This is a genomic window from Mesorhizobium dulcispinae (genome assembly GCF_033977345.1).
Taxonomy (GTDB): domain Bacteria; phylum Pseudomonadota; class Alphaproteobacteria; order Rhizobiales; family Rhizobiaceae; genus Mesorhizobium; species Mesorhizobium dulcispinae.
Window position 1 is genome coordinate 22,448 of the sequence record NZ_JAVIIY010000009.1, and the last position, 20,162, is coordinate 42,609.

The 20,162-nt window shown below is 64.2% G+C and carries 18 protein-coding genes; 9 read left to right on the plus strand and 9 right to left on the minus strand.

All coding sequences use genetic code 11. The features are described from left to right. The first annotated feature begins 20 nt into the window (after positions 1 to 20). Positions 21 to 413: a DAK2 domain-containing protein gene (locus RFN30_RS19725; protein WP_320263755.1), complete on the plus strand. Its 393-nt coding sequence runs from the start codon at positions 21 to 23 to the stop codon at positions 411 to 413. Between the two features lie 39 nt (positions 414 to 452). Here RFN30_RS19725 and RFN30_RS19730 read toward each other — a convergent pair whose 3' ends face one another. The 6 genes from RFN30_RS19730 to RFN30_RS19755 all read right to left on the minus strand — a co-directional run bounded on the left by RFN30_RS19730 (position 453) and on the right by RFN30_RS19755 (position 7,477). Further along, positions 453 to 1,052, minus strand: coding sequence for a TetR/AcrR family transcriptional regulator (locus RFN30_RS19730; RefSeq protein WP_320263756.1), 600 nt, complete (start codon positions 1,050 to 1,052; stop codon positions 453 to 455). A 115-nt stretch (positions 1,053 to 1,167) separates the two neighbouring features. Further along, positions 1,168 to 1,692 carry a hypothetical protein gene (locus tag RFN30_RS19735; RefSeq protein ID WP_320263757.1) on the minus strand — a complete coding sequence of 175 codons (525 nt, stop codon included), beginning with the start codon at positions 1,690 to 1,692 and terminating at the stop codon, positions 1,168 to 1,170. After that, entirely contained in the window at positions 1,685 to 4,567 is a 2,883-nt protein-coding gene (locus tag RFN30_RS19740; RefSeq protein ID WP_320263758.1) for a sarcosine oxidase subunit alpha family protein, read from the minus strand. Before RFN30_RS19740 ends, RFN30_RS19735 begins: the two co-directional genes overlap by 8 nt. Continuing rightward, on the minus strand, positions 4,564 to 4,833 hold the full coding sequence (locus tag RFN30_RS19745) for a sarcosine oxidase subunit delta (protein WP_320263759.1): 270 nt from the start codon (positions 4,831 to 4,833) through the stop codon (positions 4,564 to 4,566). Before RFN30_RS19745 ends, RFN30_RS19740 begins: the two co-directional genes overlap by 4 nt. A gap of 14 nt (positions 4,834 to 4,847) precedes the next feature. Then, positions 4,848 to 6,101, minus strand: a complete 1,254-nt coding sequence (locus RFN30_RS19750; protein ID WP_320263760.1) for a sarcosine oxidase subunit beta family protein — start codon at positions 6,099 to 6,101, stop codon at positions 4,848 to 4,850. Between the two features lie 296 nt (positions 6,102 to 6,397). After that, a complete protein-coding gene (locus RFN30_RS19755) occupies positions 6,398 to 7,477 on the minus strand; it encodes a helix-turn-helix transcriptional regulator (RefSeq protein WP_320263761.1) in 1,080 nt (359 codons plus the stop codon). Positions 7,478 to 7,676: 199 nt separating this feature from the next. On the opposite strand from RFN30_RS19755, the gene RFN30_RS19760 reads away from it, so the two are divergent. Both RFN30_RS19760 and RFN30_RS19765 read left to right on the plus strand, forming a co-directional pair. Continuing rightward, on the plus strand, positions 7,677 to 8,117 hold the full coding sequence (locus RFN30_RS19760; protein WP_320263762.1) for a hypothetical protein: 441 nt from the start codon (positions 7,677 to 7,679) through the stop codon (positions 8,115 to 8,117). Between the two features lie 113 nt (positions 8,118 to 8,230). Next, positions 8,231 to 8,716, plus strand: a complete 486-nt coding sequence (locus tag RFN30_RS19765; RefSeq protein WP_320263763.1) for a hypothetical protein — start codon at positions 8,231 to 8,233, stop codon at positions 8,714 to 8,716. A gap of 102 nt (positions 8,717 to 8,818) precedes the next feature. Here RFN30_RS19765 and RFN30_RS19770 read toward each other — a convergent pair whose 3' ends face one another. Continuing rightward, a complete protein-coding gene (locus tag RFN30_RS19770; protein ID WP_320263764.1) occupies positions 8,819 to 10,216 on the minus strand; it encodes an iron ABC transporter permease in 1,398 nt (465 codons plus the stop codon). An 853-nt stretch (positions 10,217 to 11,069) separates the two neighbouring features. Between RFN30_RS19770 and RFN30_RS19775 the strand changes: the two genes are divergently transcribed. From RFN30_RS19775 to RFN30_RS19785, 3 genes are all read left to right on the plus strand, one after another. Further along, positions 11,070 to 11,813 (plus strand): CHAP domain-containing protein, encoded by a 744-nt coding sequence (locus RFN30_RS19775; RefSeq protein WP_320263765.1) that lies wholly within the window; start codon positions 11,070 to 11,072, stop codon positions 11,811 to 11,813. A gap of 49 nt (positions 11,814 to 11,862) precedes the next feature. Beyond that, the gene (locus RFN30_RS19780) at positions 11,863 to 13,029 is read left to right on the plus strand and encodes a caspase family protein (protein WP_320263766.1); all 1,167 of its coding nucleotides are present in this window, start codon (positions 11,863 to 11,865) and stop codon (positions 13,027 to 13,029) included. 107 nt (positions 13,030 to 13,136) lie between these two features. Then, complete coding sequence (locus RFN30_RS19785) at positions 13,137 to 13,895, plus strand: pseudouridine synthase (RefSeq protein ID WP_320263767.1); 759 nt, start codon at positions 13,137 to 13,139, stop codon at positions 13,893 to 13,895. Positions 13,896 to 14,161: 266 nt separating this feature from the next. Here the strand turns inward: RFN30_RS19785 and RFN30_RS19790 are convergent, their stop codons facing one another. Next, complete coding sequence (locus tag RFN30_RS19790) at positions 14,162 to 14,743, minus strand: histidine phosphatase family protein (RefSeq protein WP_320263768.1); 582 nt, start codon at positions 14,741 to 14,743, stop codon at positions 14,162 to 14,164. Positions 14,744 to 14,870: 127 nt separating this feature from the next. Next, on the minus strand, positions 14,871 to 16,205 hold the full coding sequence (locus RFN30_RS19795) for a dicarboxylate/amino acid:cation symporter (protein WP_320263769.1): 1,335 nt from the start codon (positions 16,203 to 16,205) through the stop codon (positions 14,871 to 14,873). Positions 16,206 to 16,439: 234 nt separating this feature from the next. Here RFN30_RS19795 and RFN30_RS19800 point away from each other — a divergent pair, with 234 nt between their 5' ends. The 3 genes from RFN30_RS19800 to RFN30_RS19810 all read left to right on the plus strand — a co-directional run bounded on the left by RFN30_RS19800 (position 16,440) and on the right by RFN30_RS19810 (position 20,157). After that, on the plus strand, positions 16,440 to 18,305 hold the full coding sequence (locus tag RFN30_RS19800; protein ID WP_320263770.1) for a sensor histidine kinase: 1,866 nt from the start codon (positions 16,440 to 16,442) through the stop codon (positions 18,303 to 18,305). Beyond that, entirely contained in the window at positions 18,302 to 19,651 is a 1,350-nt protein-coding gene (locus RFN30_RS19805; protein WP_320263771.1) for a sigma-54-dependent transcriptional regulator, read from the plus strand. Before RFN30_RS19800 ends, RFN30_RS19805 begins: the two co-directional genes overlap by 4 nt. A 158-nt stretch (positions 19,652 to 19,809) precedes the next feature. Continuing rightward, the gene (locus RFN30_RS19810; protein WP_320263772.1) at positions 19,810 to 20,157 is read left to right on the plus strand and encodes a hypothetical protein; all 348 of its coding nucleotides are present in this window, start codon (positions 19,810 to 19,812) and stop codon (positions 20,155 to 20,157) included. Positions 20,158 to 20,162: the final 5 nt, after the last annotated feature.

The following is a 20,162-nucleotide window of genomic DNA, read 5'->3' on the forward strand; positions in this document are numbered from 1 at the left end:
GGGTCTTTACGACCGGGGATTTGAAAGTCCTTTTCGGTGCCTTCTCCGGACCGCTCTACGCGACCGCGCTTCTGCGCGCCGCCGGGGGTCCGCGCGCATCGATGCCGAGCGGCGAGTTGCGGACCGTCATTGCTGCGATGCGCGACGGCATCGTCCAGCCTGGCAAGGCGGAACCCGGACAGAAGACAATGCTCGATGCCTGGGCTCCGGCCGCGGACGCGGCAATCGATGGCCAGAATGCCGATGCCATAGCCGCCGCAGCCCACCAGGGCGCGGAAGCGACACGCGATATGATCGCGACCGTCGGCCGCGCCGCGCATCTCGGCGAACGCTCGCTGGGTCATCCGGACCCCGGCTCGGTTTCGGCCGCGATGCTGGTCGAAGAAATCTGCAACGCGATGAAGACCGGCTGAGCCGAGCCGTCTGCCGGCCATTGATGCGACGCGCCTTGCTCAATTGCGGGTCCGCGACAGCACCTTTTCGGCGAAGGCCTCGACCTCGCCCGCGCCAGGTTCCTTGCCGGTGTGCGTGAGCAGGTAGGCCGGCGTCAGGAAGAGACGGTTGCTCACCGGCTCGACGATCTCGAGCGAGTAGTAGCCGATCTGCGTGAAATACAGCACGCGAGCCCGCACGAAGGCTTCCGTGTCGGCGTAGCCGTGTCGCGAAAACATTGCCCGGATGGCGTCGACCCGCGCATCGTCCTCCTCGGTCACGATCCGATGCACGTCGGCTGACTGGCGCGACCAGGCGCGCACGGCGAAATCCAGGCGCGGATTGAACAGCGATTCATCCAGCCAGCACTCGAAGACATTGAGCACGGCCTCGGTTATCGACGCGGCGGGCCGGCCGGCCTGCTCGACGATGAAGCGGGTGTTGTTGTTGCGCCAATGGTCGAGAAGCTGATCCAGCAGGTCCTGGCGGCTCTTGAAATACCAGTAGAAGCTCGACCGGGAGACGTTCAGCTTCTGCCCGAGCGCTAGCACGCGCACCGCCTCGACGCCCTCGGAGATCAGCGTCTCCAGCGCGAGCCTCATCCAGTCATCGCGCGTCACCTTGGTGTTTCCGGTCAGACCGGACCGCCGCACGACGTCATCAGCACTGGAATCGGAAAGCATAGCGAACCGGCCAAGATTTAGACGCCGGCTAGATAGACGCGAAACCGCGCCACTACAATCCTGATGCGTGTTCGAGCCATTCCCACAGATAAGGCGCGAAGCCGCGATCGACATGGAGCCGGGCACGATCGGGGTTGCCAAACCGGTAGAAAAGGACATTGACGCCGGCAAAGAGGATGGAGGCCGAGCGGCTTGCCTGCCCCGGATTGAGCGCCGTGGCCCTGGCGACCAGACCGGCCAGAGCCGGCCCCTCGATCTCGAACACATGCAGCCCGGCATCCATGACCGAGACCGCGAAGCCGGCCTCGTGCCAGCCGGCCGCGATGGGAAATGGCCGTTCGCCCGCAGCAAGAATGCGATCGCGCGCGATCCGGACCATGTAGCTGTCGCCGCCGGCAACCGCGCCGGCTCCGACGCCCCCACCCGCGAGACCGGAAGCCTGCGACCAGGCCGTCAGGTCGCCGCTGACCAGAAGCTGGTTCAGCCCGCCCAACGTGCGCACGCTGATGCCGTCCTTGTTCAGGACCGCGGTGGTCCAGTCGGGCGCTGCCGGCCATTTTTCGGCAAGATTACGCATGCAGGCGGCTCCCTTCCGGATCGAAGGCGCAGGGTGCCACTATGGTGGCCTGCCGCACGGCGCCGAGATGTTGAACGTCGATCGTCTCGCCATGCCGCGTGGCGCCGCGCTCGATGAGCGCCAGGGCAACCGGGCGCCGTAGGGTCGGGCTTTGATAGCTGGAGGTGACGAAGCCGATGCTTCTGAGGCGGCCCGCGCTTTTCTCCACGCCATGCGCGCCGGTCGCCAGCGGCGCCTCGCCGTCGCGAACCGCCAGGCCGACAAGCTGATTGCGATCGGTTCGGTTCGCCGCTTCGGTGAATAGCGAGCGCCGGCCGACGAACTCACCTTTACGTTTGGTGCGCGGTCCCGCCACGCCCAGGTCGTGCGGCATGATGTTGCCGTCGGTGTCCTTGCCGATGACGATATAGCCCTTCTCGGCGCGCAGGATCATCAGGGATTCGAGCCCTAGCAGCACGGCGTCGAACGCGCGGCCCTCCCGCTGCAAGCGCTCCCACAGCGCCTCGGCCCGGTCGGCGCGGATGGAGATTTCGTAGCTTCGGTCGCCGGTGAAGGAGACCCGGACGATGCGCACCTCGTCGCCGGCAAAGCGGCCGGCGGCCACAGCCATGTGCGGCAGGCTGGCATCGTCCAGCGCGGCACCAAGGTCGAGCGCCTCCATCAGCCCGCGCGCGTTCGGACCCGAAACGGTCAAGGTGGCGCGTTGCGCGGTGGCGTTGTGGATATAGACCGCATCGCGGCCGAAACGATCCTGCCGCCACTCTTCCAACCGGGCATGGACGGCGGCGACATGCGACGACGAGCAGGAGACGATGAAGCGGTGCTCATCGAGACGAACCAGCACGCCGTCGTCGAAGACAACGCCATTTTCCGACAGCATGAAGCCGTAGCGGCAATGGCCAGGCTTCAGGGTCGACATGGTGTTGTAATAGATGAAATCGACGAATTCGGCCGCGCGCGGGCCGATGACCTCGATCTTGCCGAGCGTCGAGCCGTCGAAGAGCGCGACGGACTGCCGGGCGCGCCGCGCTTCCTCCTGGATTGCAGCCCTGGCTTCGCCGCTTCCATAGAAGGCGGGCCTCAGCCAGCCGCCATATTCCTGGAACACGCCGCCTGCTGCGCGATGGTTTGCCTCCAGCGGCAAGCGGCGGATCGGGGCGTGCATGCTGCCCCGGCGCGCTCCCGCCAGGCTGGCAAACGGCACCGGCGTGAACGGCGGCCGGTAGGTCGTGGTGCCGACCTCGGGGATGGCGCGGCCGGTGACATCGGCCAGCAGCGCCAGACCGTTCAGGTTCGACGTCTTGCCCTGGTCGGTCGCCATGCCGAGCGTGGTGTAGCGCTTCAGGTGCTCGACGGAGACAAAATTCTCCCGCGCTGCAAGCTCGACGTCCTTGGCGGTGACGTCGCTCTGGTAGTCGATCCAGACGCGGCCCTTGCCCTTGGGCTTCGGCCACAAGCCGACAACACCCAGCGTTGCTTCCGCTCCCGTGCTCTGGAGCACCGGCGAAGACGAGGAACCGAACGCATCGAGAGCCGTCACGCCGCTGGCCAGGGTCTCGGAAAGCGACACCGTGCCGGCCATGGCGCCCGCCACGCCGATCCCGCCCACAGCCTTTCCCGGAACGAAAGCCGCGAACTGATCGCTCCAGGCGAGCTTGCCCTTTGCCTGCGAGAACAGGTGCACGGTGGGTGTCCAGCCGCCGGAGACGAGCACGCAATCGGCCGCGAGACGCGTGCCGTCGTCGAGCAAGACGCCCTGGACAGCATCGTGCCCGCGCGCCGCTGCCACCAAACGCCCCGCCAGGACGCGAACACCGGTCCTTGCCTGCGCGCCGCGCTCGTGCCGGCAATCGACCACCGTTACCGAGGCGCCGGCCGCGGCGAGCGCCGAAGCCGGCTCGTAGGCGCTGTCGTTGTTTGTCGCGACCACGATCTGCCGGCCCACAAGCACGCCCTGGCGGCGCAGATAGCTAAGTGCAGCATCGGCGGAGAGTATGCCAGGAAGGTCGTTATTGGCGAACGGGACCGGCCGTTCGATCGCGCCCGTCGCCAGCACGATGCGTCGCGGCCGCACGCGCCACAGCGTGTCGGGCCGGCCGTCGCGATGCCGCTGGTTCAGCGCGATCAGGTTGTGATCGTAGAGGCCGAAGGCGGTCGTTCCCGTGAGCACGAGCTGGCCGCCGCTCTTCAGCCTGGCAACCGTTGCCTCGACCCACGCAGCCCCCTCGACACCGTCGACTTCGCCCGCGCGGTGGCGCAGCGACCCGCCGGGATGCGTCCGGTCATCGACCAGGACCACCGAGTGTCCGGCCGCCGCTGCGCCGGCAGCCGCGGCGAGGCCTGCCGGTCCGGCGCCGACCACCAGGACGTCGCAATGGTGGTTGATCTGGTCCGCGACCTGACGCGGCTTCCAATCGCGGTCGACGACACCAAGCCCGGCCATGGCGCGGATGCGCGGCTCGAACAGGTGCCAGTCCGGCCACATGAAGGTCTTGTAGTAGAAGGCGGCGGGCAGGAAGCGGGCAAAACGGTCGAGCACCGCGTTGCGGTCGGCCAGCGCCGTCGGCGACGCGTTGACGCTCTTGACTACGATGCCGTCCCTTGCTTGCACGGTCGTCGCTCGCGCATTCGGCACGCGGCCGTCGGGGCTCTCGACATCGACCAATGCGTTGGGTTCCTCCACACCGGAGCCCCAGATGCCGCGCGGCCGATGGTATTTGAAGCTGCGGCCGACAACGGCCTGGCCGCTCGCGAGCAGCGCAGAGGCGATCGTATCGCCGGCAAAGCCCTCGACGCGCCTGCCGTCGAAGGTGAAGGTCAGCGGACGGGCGCGATCGATGTCGCTGCCGCCATCGGCGAGACGGGACGCGCTCATGCGCCGTGCTCCGCTTCGCCGAGCACGGAAGAGCCCGAGACCTTGTGATTGACGCTGTCGCGGCTCATCGCGAAGAACTCACCGCAGGTCAGATGCACCCAGATCTCGCGGGTCGGCCCCTTCGGATTGTCGCGCATATGGAGATAGCCGGCCCAGCGCTCGGCCGTCACGTCGCCGCCGTCGGGCCTGAGATTGCCGGCCTCGCCGCCATAGTGAAACTCGCTTTCTTCGCGCGGCCCGCAGAACGGGCAGGGAAAGAGCTGCATCTTTTTCTACACCTTCAATGGGCAATGCCGGAGCCGGCAGCCTCGTCGATCAGCCGGCCGCGGGCGAAGCGGTCGAGATCGAAAGGCCGGCTGATGTCGTGGTGCCCGCCGGTGGCGAGCAGATGGGCAAGCAGCGTGCCGCCGGCGGGGATCGCCTTGAAGCCGCCGGTGCCCCAGCCGCAATTGAGGAAGAGGCCGGGCAGCGGCGATTCGCCGATGATGGGCGAGGAATCCGGAACCACGTCGACGATGCCGGCCCATTGCCGCATCATCTTCAGCTGGCCGAAGATCGGGTACATGTCGAGCATGCCGGCGATCACGCCTTCCAGCACCGGCAGGTTGCCGCGCTGGCCATAGGACGGGATGCGGTCGAGCGCGCCGCCGATGACCAGCTCGCCCTTGTCCGACTGGCTGACATAGACGCCCGTATCCGGCGAGATCACCACCGTGTCGAGGATCGGCTTGACCGGCTCGGACACGCAGGCCTGCAGCGCGTAGGAATTGACCGGCAGCCGGAACCCCGCCTTCGCCGCCAGCACGGACGAATGGCCGGCCACCGCCATTCCCGTGCGCTCGGCCCGGATCGCGCCGCGCGAGGTGACGACGCCGCGGCAGCGCCCGTTCTCGATGATGAAGTCGGTGATCTCGCAGTTCTGGATGATGTCGACGCCGAGACGGCTTGCCGCGCGCGCGTAGCCCCAGGCAACGGCGTCGTGGCGCGCGGTGCCGCCGCTCGGCTGCCAGGTGCCGCCATAGGCCGGGTAGCGGGCATCCGGGCTGAAATTGTAGATCGGCACGACGCGGCGCACGTCCTCGACCGAGAACAATTCGCAGTCGATGCCGTTGACCTGGATGGCGTTGACGGATCGCGCCGCGGTTTCCATTGCCGCTTCGCTGTGTGCTAGCGTGAGGATGCCGCGCGCGGAAAACATCACATTGTAGTTCAGGTCCTTCGACAGGGTCTTGTAGAGGCTGTGGGCCAGCCCGTAGATCGCCGCGCTCTCGGGATAGAAGTAGTTGGAGCGCACCACGGTGGTGTTGCGGCCGGTGTTGCCGCCGCCGATCCAGCCCTTCTCGAGCAATGCCACGTTGGTGACGCCGTGGTTCTTGGCGAGGTAATAGGCGGTGGCGAGGCCATGGCCGCCACCGCCGATGACGATGGCGTCATAGCGTGGCTTCGGCTCGGGCGAGCGCCAGGCCTTCTCCCAACCCTTCTGGCCGGCGAGGCCTTCCTTGAAGAGTGAAAGCGCCGAATAATGTCTTGTCATGAACTCAAGCCTGCATCATCCCGTGACCGACATTGCAATGGCGCGAAGGAACGTCGAGACGTCATATCGGTGGCGCAATATCGAGCTGACGCAATCGACTCGCCCCGCCCTCGAAAATCCATGATCCATTCCGTTCCGCCGCGGATCGACGAAGGCCCGTCAACCTTTCGCGCAGCGCGAACTTAGCTTGAATGGACACCTGTGTCCATTAGGTGCGGACATAATCCGCAATCTGCCCCGCGGCAAGATCTGCGGCCGCTGCGAATGAAGGGCCACTACACGCTCGACGGTGCTGATCACTGCGCCTGCGACACCAGCGGCTGCATCGTCTTCAGCATGGCGACGAGCTGGCTCTGCTGGTGAGTGCCGGTTTTCTGGAAGACGCGCTCGAGATAGGTGCGGGCGGACTTGACGGTGACGCCGTGCCGGCTTGCGGACTGAGCCAGCGTGAGACCGGCCGCCAGATCGGTCGCAAGCCGCGCTTCCGCCGGCGTCAGGTCGAACAAGGCGTTGAGAAGGCTCGCCGACGGTACGAGCGCGCTGGGTTTGACCGGCGTCGCCATCACCAGGATGTCGGCATTGCCGAAGATGTCGTGCGCGGCGCGTCGCAGCGGCAGGAGATGGATGACGAAGGGAGCCTCGTCGCCGATCTTGGGCACGGGGATGGACCCGACCGCATTGCCGGATCGGCCCACGGCCTCCTGAAACAGCCGGTTGGCGTCACGGTCGGCGATCGCCAGTCCGCCATGGGCCACAGGCAGGAACGCCGCGTCCAACCGGTCCAGGTGCGGGTTTGTCGCCACGACCCGCCCGTTCGACGAAAGCACAGCGGCCGGCAGGCCGAGCAGGTTGAGCGCCGAGGCCGTCGCTTCCGCGCGCTCAACCCTCAATCGCCCGGCAACCAGGCTGGCCCTGGCCAAATGAGGCCTAAGCCCATCGAGCCGATCGACCTCGCCATGCTCGTAGCCGCCATCCTTGATCCACTTCTGGAATACGAATGTCGCAAGCTCGCCGGTCGGCATGGGGATGGCGGTGCACAGATGGGCGCCGATGCCGAATTGCCTCAGCATGATGCGGGCCGGGTCGCGCTCGATCTCCTGCGAGCTCATGAAGTCGTCGACGCGCACGAAGCTTGCCGGCTGCAGGCTGCACATCTTCTGGACACTGTCGCAGAATTTCCAGAAATCGCCCTTGACGAACTCGTCGAACAACGCCCGCAGATTGTCCAGCGTCGTTCCGCGCGGCGGGCTGTCATCGCTGAAGAAGAAAACCTGCGCGCTGGCCGAGTTCGACAGCTCGCTCGCCTTGTGGAGCACGTGGTTCCACCGCTCCGGAACGAAGGCAGCCTCGTAGACGAGTTCAATCAGGTCGATCATGATTGCCGTGCGGATCGATATGAGCGCGAAGGTGCAGACAGCGGCCAGTATCTGTCGCCGGCGTCCCGATCTCAAGCCGGAGCGGGACAGGCCCTCGAGATGAAATGCATTTGCGTGTATCGGGCCGATGGCGGATTTCATTTGCTTGGTGATCCCCCATCGATAGGGCAAACTGCCTGCCGGGCTGTCAGGAGGAGAAATGAGAGCACGCGCAGCGACGGTCGGAGACCTCGAGGATGTTTTCCGTGGCCTGTCCAAGCGAATGTCGGACGAGTACCTGGCGGCCGGCAAGGACAGCAAGGCCGCTTACGACAATCTGATGATGAACCTGAAGGAAGGCCGGGCGCATGCGCTGATCGAGGGCGACAAGGCCGTCGCCATCATCGCCTGGCATGAGCACGGCGACGCGGCCGACACGCTGTTTGCCGCACAGGAAGACTTCTTCAGAGCGACAACCGTTCGCTTCTGCAGGCGTCACATCCGCCACATCCAGGCGCTGGCCGGCAACCTGCCCATACACTCGCGCAGCTGGCTCCATGAACCGGATGTCGCGAAATGGTTCCGGGTCATCGGCTATGTCGAGCGCGGACAGGAGAACGGCGCTACCCTGTTCGAGCTGCCGCCCTCTCCCAACGGCTGAGGCGTTCCGGTTATCTCTTGCGCCAGCTTGCACCGCGCGGCAATTGGCGGGATGGTATGGAAGGCAGCCGGGGGCGCTGGCACGCCGGAGATGCATGGCTGCTGGAAATCGAAATGGTGCGCGCTTGTCTGGCCTTTGTCGCCCTTGTTGCCCTGGTGAGGCCAACAGAAGCCGGCGAGCGCCTGGCTCATCTGCTCGACCACGCCGATCTGGCATCCTCTTATTCGGGTGAGTCCGACCTTGTGACCGCCTATGCGACCGGAATGGCCCGCTACCGTCTTCAGCTCATGGCGCGTACCGGCACGGCCAACCTCGCCACTCCTCTCGAACCTTCGGCCTTGCGGCCGGAGTTTCGCCAGCGGACGTGGCGCTCGGCCGATGGCAGCCTGCTGCAGGGCTTCGCCGGCAAGGGCGGCTTTCGGCTGACCATCGGCAACTGTCTTGCCCGCATCTGCGCGGCCAGCGAATGCAGCGAGGCCGGCTGGCCGGTCTATGCCTGCAGCGACGGCCGCAAGCGCAAGATGTCGGTCAAGAGTTTCGTGACGGCAACCTTCGACGGCGTCCCTTACCGGCGGCTGAGCGCTCCGCCGGAGCCGTGACTTCCCCGCGCTGCTCGCGCCTGCAAAGGCCAGCAGCCCACTTCATCCAAAACCCTGCCGGCATGGCGCGCTGACACGACCGTCTCTGTTGGAGACGAGCGATCAGCGGCGGCGCAATAGCCACATCAGCACCGGACCGCCGATGAGCGTGGCGACGAGACCGGCCGGGATCTGGCGCGGGAAGATCAAGCTGCGGCCGATCCAGTCGGCCAGGACCATGATCAGCGCCCCGGCAAGCACGGCGCCGACGGCCCGCGGCAAGGCGCGGGCAAGGCCGAGGCGCGGTGCCAGATGCGGCGCCATCAGACCGATGAAGGTCAGCGGCCCGACGATCAGGGTAGCGGCGGCGGTGAGCGCGGCGACCATAAGCAGCATCAGCAGCCGGGTGCGGGCCACATCGACGCCGAGCGAGCGCAGCGCCGGCGCACCCAGCGGCAGCATGTCGAGCCAGCGGACGAACAGCGGCGTCGTCAGCAAAAGGCAAAGCGCGACCGACGCGGTCAGCACGGCCGAGCCTTGATCGACGCCATAGGTCGAGCCGGTCAGCCAGTTGATGAGCAGCATGGCGCGCGGGTCGCCGGTGGCGGTGAGCACCAGGATCAGCGCGTCGAACAGCGCCGTCAGCGCGACGCCGGCAAGCAGCAGCCGCTCCGGCGCGTAGGCGGCACGGCGGCCGATGGCGAGAACGGCAAGCAAGGTGGCGAAGGCGCCTATGGCGGCAGCCGCGGTCTGCGCGGGACGACCCGGGTCGGAGACGGCAAACATCGCCACCACCATGCCGAGCGCGGCACCGGCGCTGATGCCCAGCACCTCCGGGCTCGCCATCGGATTGCCGGTCAGACGCTGCATTATCAGCCCGGCAAGCGCCAGCATGGCGCCGGCGGAAAGCGCCGCAAGCACGCGCGGCCAGCGCCAGGACAGCAAGGGCCGCAATTGATCACCGAAGGAAAAGCTCCACCCGCCCGGCCCGGGTCCGCAAAACAGGGCAAGCACCAGAACCACAAACAAGGCAAGGCCGATCGCCGCCAGCAGGGTGCCAGGGCGCCGTATCCTGGGCAGGCGCTCCGCGGCGAGCAGCGGAAATTCGGCGCCGAGGCTGAGGCGCGGCAGCAGCCACAGCAGCAGCGGCGCGCCGAGCAGCGCTGTCATGGCGCCGGTCGGCAACAGGTCGCCCTGCGGGCCGGTCGCCAGTTGCACCGCCTGATCGGCGGCCCATAGCAGCCCAGCGCCGAGCAGCGGCGCCATGACCAGCCGCTGACCAAGCCGGCGCGCGCCGCCGATACGGGCGAGCGCGGCGGCCGCAAGGCCGACGAAACCGATGACGCCGACGGCCGCGATGACGAAGGCAATGAGAGCCACGGCCATGCCGAGCCCGGCGAAGCGGTAGATGCCAATTGGCACGCCAAGGCTGCGCGCACCGTCGTCCTCGAGGCCGAGCAAGGTCAGCGGCCGCGTCATCAGGCCGATCGCCAGGGAGGCAATGCCCAGACGCGGAAGCATCGTGCTGGCCGAGCGAGCCGGCGCCCCAGATGCGCGAAGCCCGTGCAGCCTCCTAGTCTAAAATCTCGCCAGCTCGCTTGAGGTGTTATATTCCTCCGAGCGGATTGCCTCTGACAACCTTGCAAATTTGGTGAGCGCTGTCTGTACTAAACCGGGAGTGGACTATCGACATCCTACAACTAAAGCTCCCGTTCGACTGTGCAATTTCAATCGTCTGGTGGATTGATCCGCCGTGGTGATCATCCCATTCTCGCTCCAATCCATTTCTAGTCCATTTGAATGGAGTAGACCCACCAGAATTATCTGATCCAGGTGTTATGTCGATGTGTTCGTGACGCGGCCCGCGAGGCGTGTTCCCATCGAGGCTAGAGTGAGCAAAAAGCCTACCTTGTGATGATACGTATATCGCCTGCGTCCAAACCAACACTATTGTATGCCGTCCCTTATAAATCTTCTCGGTATACTGCACAACAATGGAATGCCCTCGCATTTTACTTTGCAACGTTTCCTGAGCGGATACAGGAACGAGCATCGCAAGAAATAGGGCCGCAACTGCATACAACTTAAACCGAGGCATGGAAAACTCCGATAACCCCTCTATGTGAGATATACACCGGTAGTTCGCTCATCACAACGAATGGCAAATGTGCGGCCTAGACACCGGACACCGGCGAAGTGCTCAGCACCTAGTCGACCGACGCCAACACAAGACAGACCTCGTGCGGTCAACTCGATTTTCTAAAGTTGTGAAATGCCATATAGTACCGCTTGGCGCTGCTCGCGCCAGATAGCGATCTCTTTCGCGTGCAACTACCGCTTTGATTTGCCCCTGCAGTTGTGTCGGAGGACAACCATGTGGACACGTCGCTCGTTTATCGCGCAATCCGGGTTAGCCTTGGCAGCGATCGCATCCGCTCGCGCGGACGATGAGACCTGGTCGTCTGTGCTCGCCAAAACTATCAATACTCGAAACCCGATCACGCTTGGCCGAATTCTTCTGCCACCTTCCTCCCCTCTTTGGCAGGAAGCGCACCAGCAACTTGATCAAGCATCCAAAGCTCGAAATCCATACAGTATCGCAAAATATTTTGTTACCTCACTTCCGGCGAAATTTCAAACCGCCTGGCCAGAGCCAAACCCCGCACATCCTACTGTTGCGAACCCGTTGATTGTTCTTTTCTTTCTATCAACCAATACTCAACCGGTTGGCGACAAGACACCCTGGTGCTCTGCATTTGTGAACTGGTGTCTGCAGAATGCCTCCCCAAAGTTCGCAGGCACAAACGACTCAGGTTCTCAATCATTTGTTAGAAATGGGGGATGGGGTACGGAAGTTTGGAACAAAGCAGACGTTTGGCCGCCCACTGAGGCGCGCCGTGGCGACGTAGCCGTTTTTACCGACAAGTCGGATCCAGCCCATGGACACGTTGCTTTCTTCGATGGCGCGACTCCTCACCAACCGAATCACGTTGATGTCCTTGGCGGAAATCAATTCAACCAGGCAGGCCTGCATACCTTCAGTTTGAAATCCTTGGGTATCCACAATAACTTAGAACTCGTATCCATTCGCACGGAGAAAGGTCTCCGTGATGTATAAATCCAGATCCTATGGGTCTGTAATTATATTGTCATTACTGTTCATAATTATGAACACGCGCTATACTACTGGCGCAGGTGACACTGAGGCGAAATGGAGCACCGCTCCTACATATGAGACCAAGAGCAATCGGTCGACATCGTTAATTATCAGGGATTCGTCCGGAGTTGACCGAAAGATATATGATGAGAGTTACGCCGTTCTTTTTGTAGAAGAGCATTATTCCAATGGTTGGTCACCGCCAATCACGCAAGGAGAGCGAAGCACTGCCCTCATCAAGAGAGCTCTCGAATTACGGGGCTATCACGTTTTGGTTTGGCGCGACCTGAAGGGCGAGCAATTCCAAACTACGCTGAACGAAATACTTTCAAATATCGGCTACAGAAATGGAGCGCGTCTCTTTTTTTACTATTTCGGCCACGGAACCGCGTTAGGGACGGTCGACGATGACGAGGGACCTCGGACTTTTTTGGTGCCCATTGACGCGGCAGACCCTAACGTCGATCAACAGGCATTTTACAGGTCAGCAATTCCAATTTCCCGGTTAACTGAAATTGCTTCGGCAATGACCCTTAAACATGCCTTCTTTGCCCTTGAAGCTTGTAATGCCGGCGGCATCATCTCGACTCTTGGTTTACCACCACCACCGAACGCTATGGGCTATATCTTTGGCGAGACCGTAAAGAAGCATGTTCGACAATTTCTCACAGCTGGCAACGAGCGGGAGGAGGTCCCATCCGGAATATTCAGCGCTCTGCTGGTGGGGGCGTTTGACGAAGGCAGTCGAAACGGCGATGGCTATGTTACCGGATATGATGTGATCTCCTACGTCACCCGCCATACGCCGCAATATACTAAGGATTTTCCCCTAAATCCCGCGTATGGATCTCTTCCTCCAACAGGGGGAGGGGATATGATAATTGGCCCGTCGATAGCCAAACTCGAACCTTCTGTGGAAACAGACGTCCGACCAGACAAATCGGGGGTTACTTTGCCGTCCACAAGCCAGAAATTGTTGCAACCGCTGCGCACTTCTAAGCCGGCTCCAGCTACGAGGCAGCATCTGAGCCCTCAGTTGAGTCATCGGACTAAGCACAAAGAACGAGCAGCTACTCGAACTATACCGTCTAAGCCAGCCTCGTCGGCGACAAATGTCACGAAGTCAAAATCCTCTGGGAATTGCTTTAGGTTTAATGGTCAGAACTTTTGTGAGTAGGCTGAGCTCTCATAAGTCGATGTAGTTTTCCGAATCCACCTCCGCGCACCATTTTCTTTCCGTCCAATTTACTTCGGTGGATCGCTCTGGCAAGAGAGCGCAAGGTCATGGCACTACGACAATCATCAGAGACCGGTAGGCGACAAACGGGTAAACCCAAAGTCAGCCTCAACCGCGCGCTGTCGAAGCTCGGATTCTGCTCGCGCAAGCAAGGCGAACTGATGATCGCCGAGGGGCGCGTGCGCGTTGCCGGCAAGGTGGCGCGCGACCCGTCGCTGCGCGTCGATCCGGATCGCGATCGCATCACGGTCGATGGCGTGCAGATCGCCGCGGAACGAAAAGTCTATCTGATGGTCAACAAGCCGCGCGGGCTGGTCACCACGCGCGACGATCCCGAAGGGCGAGGCACCGTCTATGACTGCCTCACCGATTTAGAGCTGCCGTTCGTCTCGCCGGTCGGCCGCCTCGACAAGGCGAGCGAAGGCCTGCTTTTGATGACCAATGACACGCGCTGGGCGAACGCACTGCTCGATCCCGCCTCGCATGTCGCCAAGACCTATCACGTGCAGATCGCCTCCATGCCGGACGAGGCGATGCTTGAGCGGTTTCGCCAAGGCGCTGTCGTCGATGGCGAACTACTGACCGCAAGCTCGATCGCGCTCCTACGTAGAGGCGGACGCACGTCATGGCTGGAGATCGTGCTCGACGAGGGCCGCAACCGTCAGATCCGCCGCCTGCTCGGCGCCTTCGACATCGAGGTGCTCAGGCTGGTGCGGGTGGCGATCGGGGATCTGCAGCTCGGCGATCTGGCGAAAGGCAAGGCGCGGCATTTGACGGCGGAAGAGCTGGCGATGCTGGCAGCCTAACAGCGGTTCCCGTGACGTCCTATGAGCGTTGCCGGCGGAGGAGCCTTGAAACGCACAGCGCCCCCCTCTGTCCTGCCGGACATCTCCCCCACTTGGGGGGAGATCGGACGTCGCCGCGGCTTTCGCCAATCGCCAACGTCACAGGATCGAGCGGGGCGCCAAAGCTGCCAATCTCCCCCCTTGTGGGGGAGATGTCCGGCAGGACAGAGGGGGGCGCGAAGGATCACGACAGATCTCCCCTTGCGCCGCCGCGTTCCTCGCCGGCGCTACCTCTGGTTCCACCGCCGGATGACGGGCTCAGTCAGGTCGTGCTCGTAGCCGAGGATGCTGAGGCTCGCGGTATCGAGCACGAAATGCTCGGCGCCCTGCGGCGGCAAGCCGATCCAGCGCGCCGCAAGCACGCGAAGGAAGTGCGAACTCGAAAAGATGAGCACATTGCCGGCCACCGGTCGGAGTTCGCCGATGATCGCATCGGCCCTGGCGCCGACGTCGGCGGCCGTCTCGCCATTCGGGCAGCCGTCGCGGAACAATTGCCAGCCGGGGCGCACGGCAAGGATTTCCTTGGTCGCGACGCCTTCATAGGCGCCGTAGTCCCATTCCTGCAGGTCGGCCTTCTTGACCGCATTCGCGCCGAAGCCGGCGAGGCGGCAGGTGTCGAAGGCGCGCTGCGACGGGCTCGACCAGACCGCCTGGAAGGTCACGCCTTTGAGACAATCGGCGACGCCGCGCGCGGCCTCTTCGCCCTTCGCGGTCAGCGGAATGTCGGTGCGGCCGGTGTGCCTGCCCGAGGCGCTCCATTCGGTCTCGCCATGGCGGACAAGATAGATTTCGGGAAACGCGCTGCTCATCCGCCGCCCTCACGCTTGAATGCGCCGGCAAGGATGCCGGCAGGCGCCACCCTAGGCGGCGTCCGGCAAAAAGAACAGGCCGCGGCGAAGCCACGGCCTGCACAGGCTTGGGAGGATGGGTTGTCTGTCAGGCTGGCTGCAAACCGCCTGAGAGCGAGAGATCGGCTTCTTCCGGCAGCTGGCCGGCCATGGCGGCGGCGAACTGCTTCTGGTCGAGCTCGCCTTCCCAGCGCGCCACGACGATGGTCGCAACCGCGTTGCCGACGAAGTTGGTAAGCGCGCGGCACTCCGACATGAAGCGGTCGACGCCGAGGATCAGCGCCATGCCGGCGACCGGCACCGAAGGCACGACCGACAGCGTTGCGGCCAAAGTGATGAAGCCGGCGCCGGTGATGCCGGCCGCACCCTTGGAGCTCAGCATGGCGACCAGCAGCAACAGGATCTGGTCGCCGAAGGTGAGCGGCGTGTCGGTCGCCTGCGCGATGAAGAGCGCTGCCAGGGTCATGTAGATGTTGGTGCCGTCGAGATTGAAGGAATAGCCGGTCGGGATGACGAGGCCGACTACCGAGCGGTTGCAGCCGGCGCGCTCCATCTTGGCCATCAGGCCGGGAAGCGCTGCCTCCGACGACGAAGTGCCGAGCACGAGCAGCAGCTCTTCCTTGATGTAGCGGATGAGCGCCAGGATCGAGAAGCCGTTGTACCATGCGACGGCACCCAGCACGACCAGCACGAAAAGCAGCGACGTCAGATAGAAGGTGCCGATGAGGAAGGCGAGGTTGGCGATCGTGCCGATGCCGTACTTGCCGACGGTGAAGGCCATGGCGCCGAATGCGCCAATGGGGGCCGCCTTCATCAGGATGGCGACGAGGCGGAAGATCGGCGACGTCAGCGCCTGCAGGAAGTCGACCACCGGGCGGCCGCGTTCGCCGACGAGCGCCAGCGCCACGCCGAACAGCACCGAGAAGAACAGCACCTGCAGGATATCGCCCTGGGCGAAGGCGCCGGTGATGGTGTCGGGGATGATGTTCATCAGGAAGCCGACGATCGTCGTGTCATGCGCCTTCTCGGTGAAGGTCGAAACCTTCGAGGCGTCGAGCGTGGCGGGATTGATGTGCATGCCGGCGCCGGGCTGGACGACGTTGGAGACGATGAGGCCGACGATGAGCGCCAGCGTCGAGAAGACGAGGAAATAGATCATCGCCTTGCCGGCGACGCGGCCAACCTTTTGCAGGTCGGAGACGCCGGCGATGCCGGTCGCGACCGTGAGGAAAATCACCGGCGCGATCACCATCTTGACCAGCTTGATGAAGGCGTCGCCAAGCGGCTTCAGCGAGGCGCCGATATCGGGATAGAAATGGCCGAGCAGGATGCCGGCGGCGATCGCAGCCAGGACCTGCACATAGAGATGCCGGTAAAAGGGAATTTTGCCGCGCGGTTCCGCGGCAGCGATTGCCGTCTGCATGATGTCCTCCGTTCGGCCCCGATCGAGAAGCTCGACCTCCCGGGGCGTTTGACCTCCACAGCCTCGCGGCTGCTGCGGAAGCACTTGCAACGCGCGTGCCAGATTCCGCTTCGAAGTGCGGGGCGTTGATTCTGTTTGGTTTTTTGACCGAACGATCTATCACTTTCGAGAGCGCAGTGCGGCAATCCGCATAGGTCGAATTGTGCTTTGTGCGAAATCATGCACAAATGCGCCATGCTGCAACGCTCCGCCGCTGCCCTCGCCTCGACGCCCGAACTGCTCGCCGGGCGGGCGCGGCGCGCCTGGCTGCTGTTTGCGGGAATAGCGCTCTTGATTGTGCTGGCAGCGCTGTACGGCGCCGGCCTCTACGGCCGCTCGACCGAGATCGAGGCGCTCTCCGCGCAAGGCCGCACCGATGCCAATCTCAAGGTCGCGCTGCTGCGCGCGGTGCTGGAAAATCCGCGCGCGCTGCCGCTGCTTCTGTCCGAAGACCAGCAGGTGCATGACGCGCTCGTCCAACGTAGCCCCGCTTCGATCGACGTGCTCAACCGCAAGCTTGAAGGGCTGGTATCCGGCACCAAGGCTTCGGTACTCTATGTCACCGGCACGGATGGCTTTGCGATCGCCTCCAGCAACTGGCGCGAGCCGGTCAGCTTCGTCGGCAACGACTACGGTTTTCGCGCCTATTTCTCGGGCGCGATGCAATCCGGCACGGCCGAATATTTCGCGCTCGGCAATGTCAGCAAGCGCCCGGGCCTCTACATCTCGCGCCGCGTCGATGGCGCTTCGGGACCGCTCGGCGTCGTCGTGGTCAAGATGGAGTTCGACCAGCTCGAGGCCGACTGGCACGAGGCGAACCGCCCGGCTTATGTCAGCGACGAGCATGGGGTGGTGCTGATCACCAGCGTGCCTTCCTGGCGCTTCATGACGACGGCGCCGTTGGCCGCTCCGGTCACGGCCGACATCCGCGCCAGCCAGCAGTTCGGCGAGGCGCCTCTGGTGCCCTTGCCGATCACGAGGCCGCAAACGCTCAGTGCCGATATCGCGCTCGTCCACACCATCACACCTGGCGGCAGCGACGCGGAGTATTTGCGGCTGTCGACGGCCGTGCCCTCGACGCCGTGGCGGCTCGACTATCTCGTCCCAGCGGAGGCGCCTATCGCCTCGGCCCAGCGCGAAATGCGGCTCCTGGCGCTCGGCGTCCTCGTCCCGCTCCTTGCGTTTGCCGCCTATCTGTTGTGGCGCCGGCAATCCGCGCAGATGCGGATCGCCGCCGAGCAGGCGGCGCGCGCCGAGCTCGAGCGCCGCGTCGTCGAGCGCACCCAGGATCTGAGCCTCGCGCGCGACCGTCTGCAGGCCGAGATCGCCGACCATCGCAGCACCGAGGCGAAGCTGCAGATCATGCAGCAGGAGCTGGTGCAAGCGAACCGCCTTGCGACCCTCGGCCAGGTTGCCGCCGGCGTCGCGCACGAGATCAACCAGCCGGTGGCGACCATCCGCGCCTATGCCGACAACGCGCGCGTCTTCCTGGAGCGCAAGCAGAGCGCGCCGGCAGAAGAGAATCTCGGCGCGATCGCGGCGCTGACCGAACGTATCGGCTCGATCACCGAGGAGCTGAAAGCCTTTGCCCGCAAGGGCCGCACCGCGGCCGAGCCGGTCGAATTGCGGGGTGTCATCGAAGGCGCCGTCGTGCTGCTCAGGAGCCGCTTTGCCGGCAGGCTGGACGCGCTGGCGATCACGCTGCCGCCGCCGAGCCTCAAGGTGATGGGCAACCGGCTGCGGCTGGAGCAGGTCCTGATCAACCTGTTCCAGAACGCGCTGGAAGCGCTCGAAGGCCGCGACGGCGCGCGGGTCGAGGTCTCCGCCGCGGAAACCGCCGATGGCGTTGCGCTGATCGTGTCCGACAACGGGCCGGGCATCCCGCCGGGAATCCTTAAATCGCTGTTCACGCCCTTCAACACCTCGAAGGAAAAGGGCCTCGGGCTTGGGCTCGTCATCTCCAAGGACATAGTCGCCGACTATGGCGGACGCATCGAGGTAGCGAGCAGCGGCACCGGCACCCGCTTCACCATCCATCTCTCCAGGACTGACACGGCATGACCAACGACAATCCGGTCATCCTGATCGATGACGACAGCGACCTGCTCAAGGCGACAAAACAGACGCTGGAACTCGCCGGTTTTGCCGTGTCTGCCTTTTCCTCGCCAAGCGAGGCCCTCGCCGGCCTCGATGCCGCTTTCGCCGGTGTCGTGGTGTCGGACATCCGCATGCCCGAAATGGATGGCCTGCAGCTCTTCGACCACGTGGTCGATCTCGACCCGGATATCCCCGTCATCCTCGTCACCGGGCATGGCGACATCGCCATGGCGGTCAAGGCGATCAAGGATGGCGCCTATGATTTCATCACCAAGCCTTTTGCCGCCGATCGGCTGGCGCAAAGTGTATGGCGCGCGGCGGAGAAACGTCGGCTGGTGATGGAGAACCGCGCCCTACGAGAAGCGGCCGAGCAGGCGCAGGAGAGCTTGCCGCTGATCGGCCAGACACCGGCGATGGAGCGGCTGCGCCGTACGCTCAGGCAGATCGCCGACACCGATGTCGACGTGCTGGTGACCGGCGAGACCGGCTCGGGCAAGGAAGTGGTGGCAAGCCTGCTGCACCGCTGGAGCCGCCGCGCCAAGGGCAATTTCGTGGCGCTCAATTGCGGCACGCTGCCGGAGACGGTGATCGAAAGCGAATTGTTCGGCCATGAGGCCGGCGCCTTCACCGGCGCGCAGAAGAAGCGCGTCGGCCGCATCGAGCATTCGAGCGGCGGCACGCTGTTCCTCGACGAGATCGAAAGCATGCCGCCTTCGACGCAGGTGCAGATGCTGCGGGTGCTGGAAATGCGCGAGGTGATGCCGCTCGGCACCAACGAGGTTCGGCCGGTCGACCTGCGTGTCGTTGCCGCCGCCAAGGTCGATCTCGGCGACGCGAGCCAGCGCGGCAATTTCCGCGAGGACCTCTATTACCGGCTGAATGTGGTGACGCTGTCGATACCGCCGCTGCGCGAGCGGCGGGATGACGTGCCGCTGCTGTTCGGCTATTTCGCCGAGCGCGCCGCCGCCCGCTTCCATCGCCCGGTGCCCGCGGCGCCGGCCGCCGTCCAGCGTCATCTGAGGGAACATGACTGGCCCGGCAACGTCCGCGAGCTCGCCCATTTCGCCGAGCGCCTCGTGCTCGGACTGGAGGAGATCGGCGGCAGCCCTTCCCCTCAGCCGGCCGAATCGGACGCCGCCATGCCCTTGCCGGAACGGCTGGAGCGCTACGAGGCCGAGATCATCCGCGAGACACTTGGTCGCAACGACGGCGACGTCCGGCGCACCATCGAGGCGCTCGGCATCCCGCGCAAGACCTTCTACGACAAGCTGCAGCGGCACGGCATCGTGCGCAGCGATTTTTCCAGATAGATCAAGCTTGTGGAACCCGATCCGACCCCAGACCGTTGAGGCTGTCCAGGAAACCGTGGCACGTTGGCACCAGCCGTGCGGCGAACGCAGGACCGCGATGGCGTTGCCGGTTGCCATTGGCAAGCGTTGATGGTTTGTTGCCGCTCAGCGGAGAACGAATGATGCGCGAATCCCTCGGTCAAGACGAATACGGCTCGGCCAGCCCCTTCGATCCGGACGATCTGCCGAATCTTAATGCCATGGGGCCGGCGATGGGTAGCGGCAATGATTTCGAGAAATACGCCGTCGCCGTCATCATCGTGTTCGGCGCGCTGATCATCGGCGGCCTGATGGCTGCCTCCATGACCTTCGGCCACCGCAACGGCTTCCTGTTCGCGTTAGGTGGCGCCACCGCCGCCTGGATTTCGGGCAATGCGCTGCTGCTCGACCGGCCGCGCATCTATGCACTGTTCGTCGGTATCGCCGCCGTGCTGCTGATCGCCTCGACCATCACCCTGGTGGTTTAAGAAGC

Bases quoted from the DNA above. Each gene is read 5' to 3' on its own strand.
- RFN30_RS19735 (WP_320263757.1), bottom strand. From the start codon at position 1,692: ATGCGTAATCTTGCCGAAAAATGGCCGGCAGCGCCCGACTGGACCACC.
- RFN30_RS19740 (WP_320263758.1), bottom strand. From the start codon at position 4,567: ATGAGCGCGTCCCGTCTCGCCGATGGCGGCAGCGACATCGATCGCGCC.
- RFN30_RS19745 (WP_320263759.1), bottom strand. From the start codon at position 4,833: ATGCAGCTCTTTCCCTGCCCGTTCTGCGGGCCGCGCGAAGAAAGCGAG.
- RFN30_RS19750 (WP_320263760.1), bottom strand. From the start codon at position 6,101: ATGACAAGACATTATTCGGCGCTTTCACTCTTCAAGGAAGGCCTCGCC.
- RFN30_RS19755 (WP_320263761.1), bottom strand. From the start codon at position 7,477: ATGATCGACCTGATTGAACTCGTCTACGAGGCTGCCTTCGTTCCGGAG.
- RFN30_RS19760 (WP_320263762.1), top strand. From the start codon at position 7,677: ATGAGAGCACGCGCAGCGACGGTCGGAGACCTCGAGGATGTTTTCCGT.
- RFN30_RS19765 (WP_320263763.1), top strand. From the start codon at position 8,231: ATGGTGCGCGCTTGTCTGGCCTTTGTCGCCCTTGTTGCCCTGGTGAGG.
- RFN30_RS19770 (WP_320263764.1), bottom strand. From the start codon at position 10,216: ATGCTTCCGCGTCTGGGCATTGCCTCCCTGGCGATCGGCCTGATGACG.
- RFN30_RS19775 (WP_320263765.1), top strand. From the start codon at position 11,070: ATGTGGACACGTCGCTCGTTTATCGCGCAATCCGGGTTAGCCTTGGCA.
- RFN30_RS19780 (WP_320263766.1), top strand. From the start codon at position 11,863: ATGAACACGCGCTATACTACTGGCGCAGGTGACACTGAGGCGAAATGG.
- RFN30_RS19785 (WP_320263767.1), top strand. From the start codon at position 13,137: ATGGCACTACGACAATCATCAGAGACCGGTAGGCGACAAACGGGTAAA.
- RFN30_RS19790 (WP_320263768.1), bottom strand. From the start codon at position 14,743: ATGAGCAGCGCGTTTCCCGAAATCTATCTTGTCCGCCATGGCGAGACC.
- RFN30_RS19795 (WP_320263769.1), bottom strand. From the start codon at position 16,205: ATGCAGACGGCAATCGCTGCCGCGGAACCGCGCGGCAAAATTCCCTTT.
- RFN30_RS19800 (WP_320263770.1), top strand. From the start codon at position 16,440: ATGCTGCAACGCTCCGCCGCTGCCCTCGCCTCGACGCCCGAACTGCTC.
- RFN30_RS19805 (WP_320263771.1), top strand. From the start codon at position 18,302: ATGACCAACGACAATCCGGTCATCCTGATCGATGACGACAGCGACCTG.
- RFN30_RS19810 (WP_320263772.1), top strand. From the start codon at position 19,810: ATGATGCGCGAATCCCTCGGTCAAGACGAATACGGCTCGGCCAGCCCC.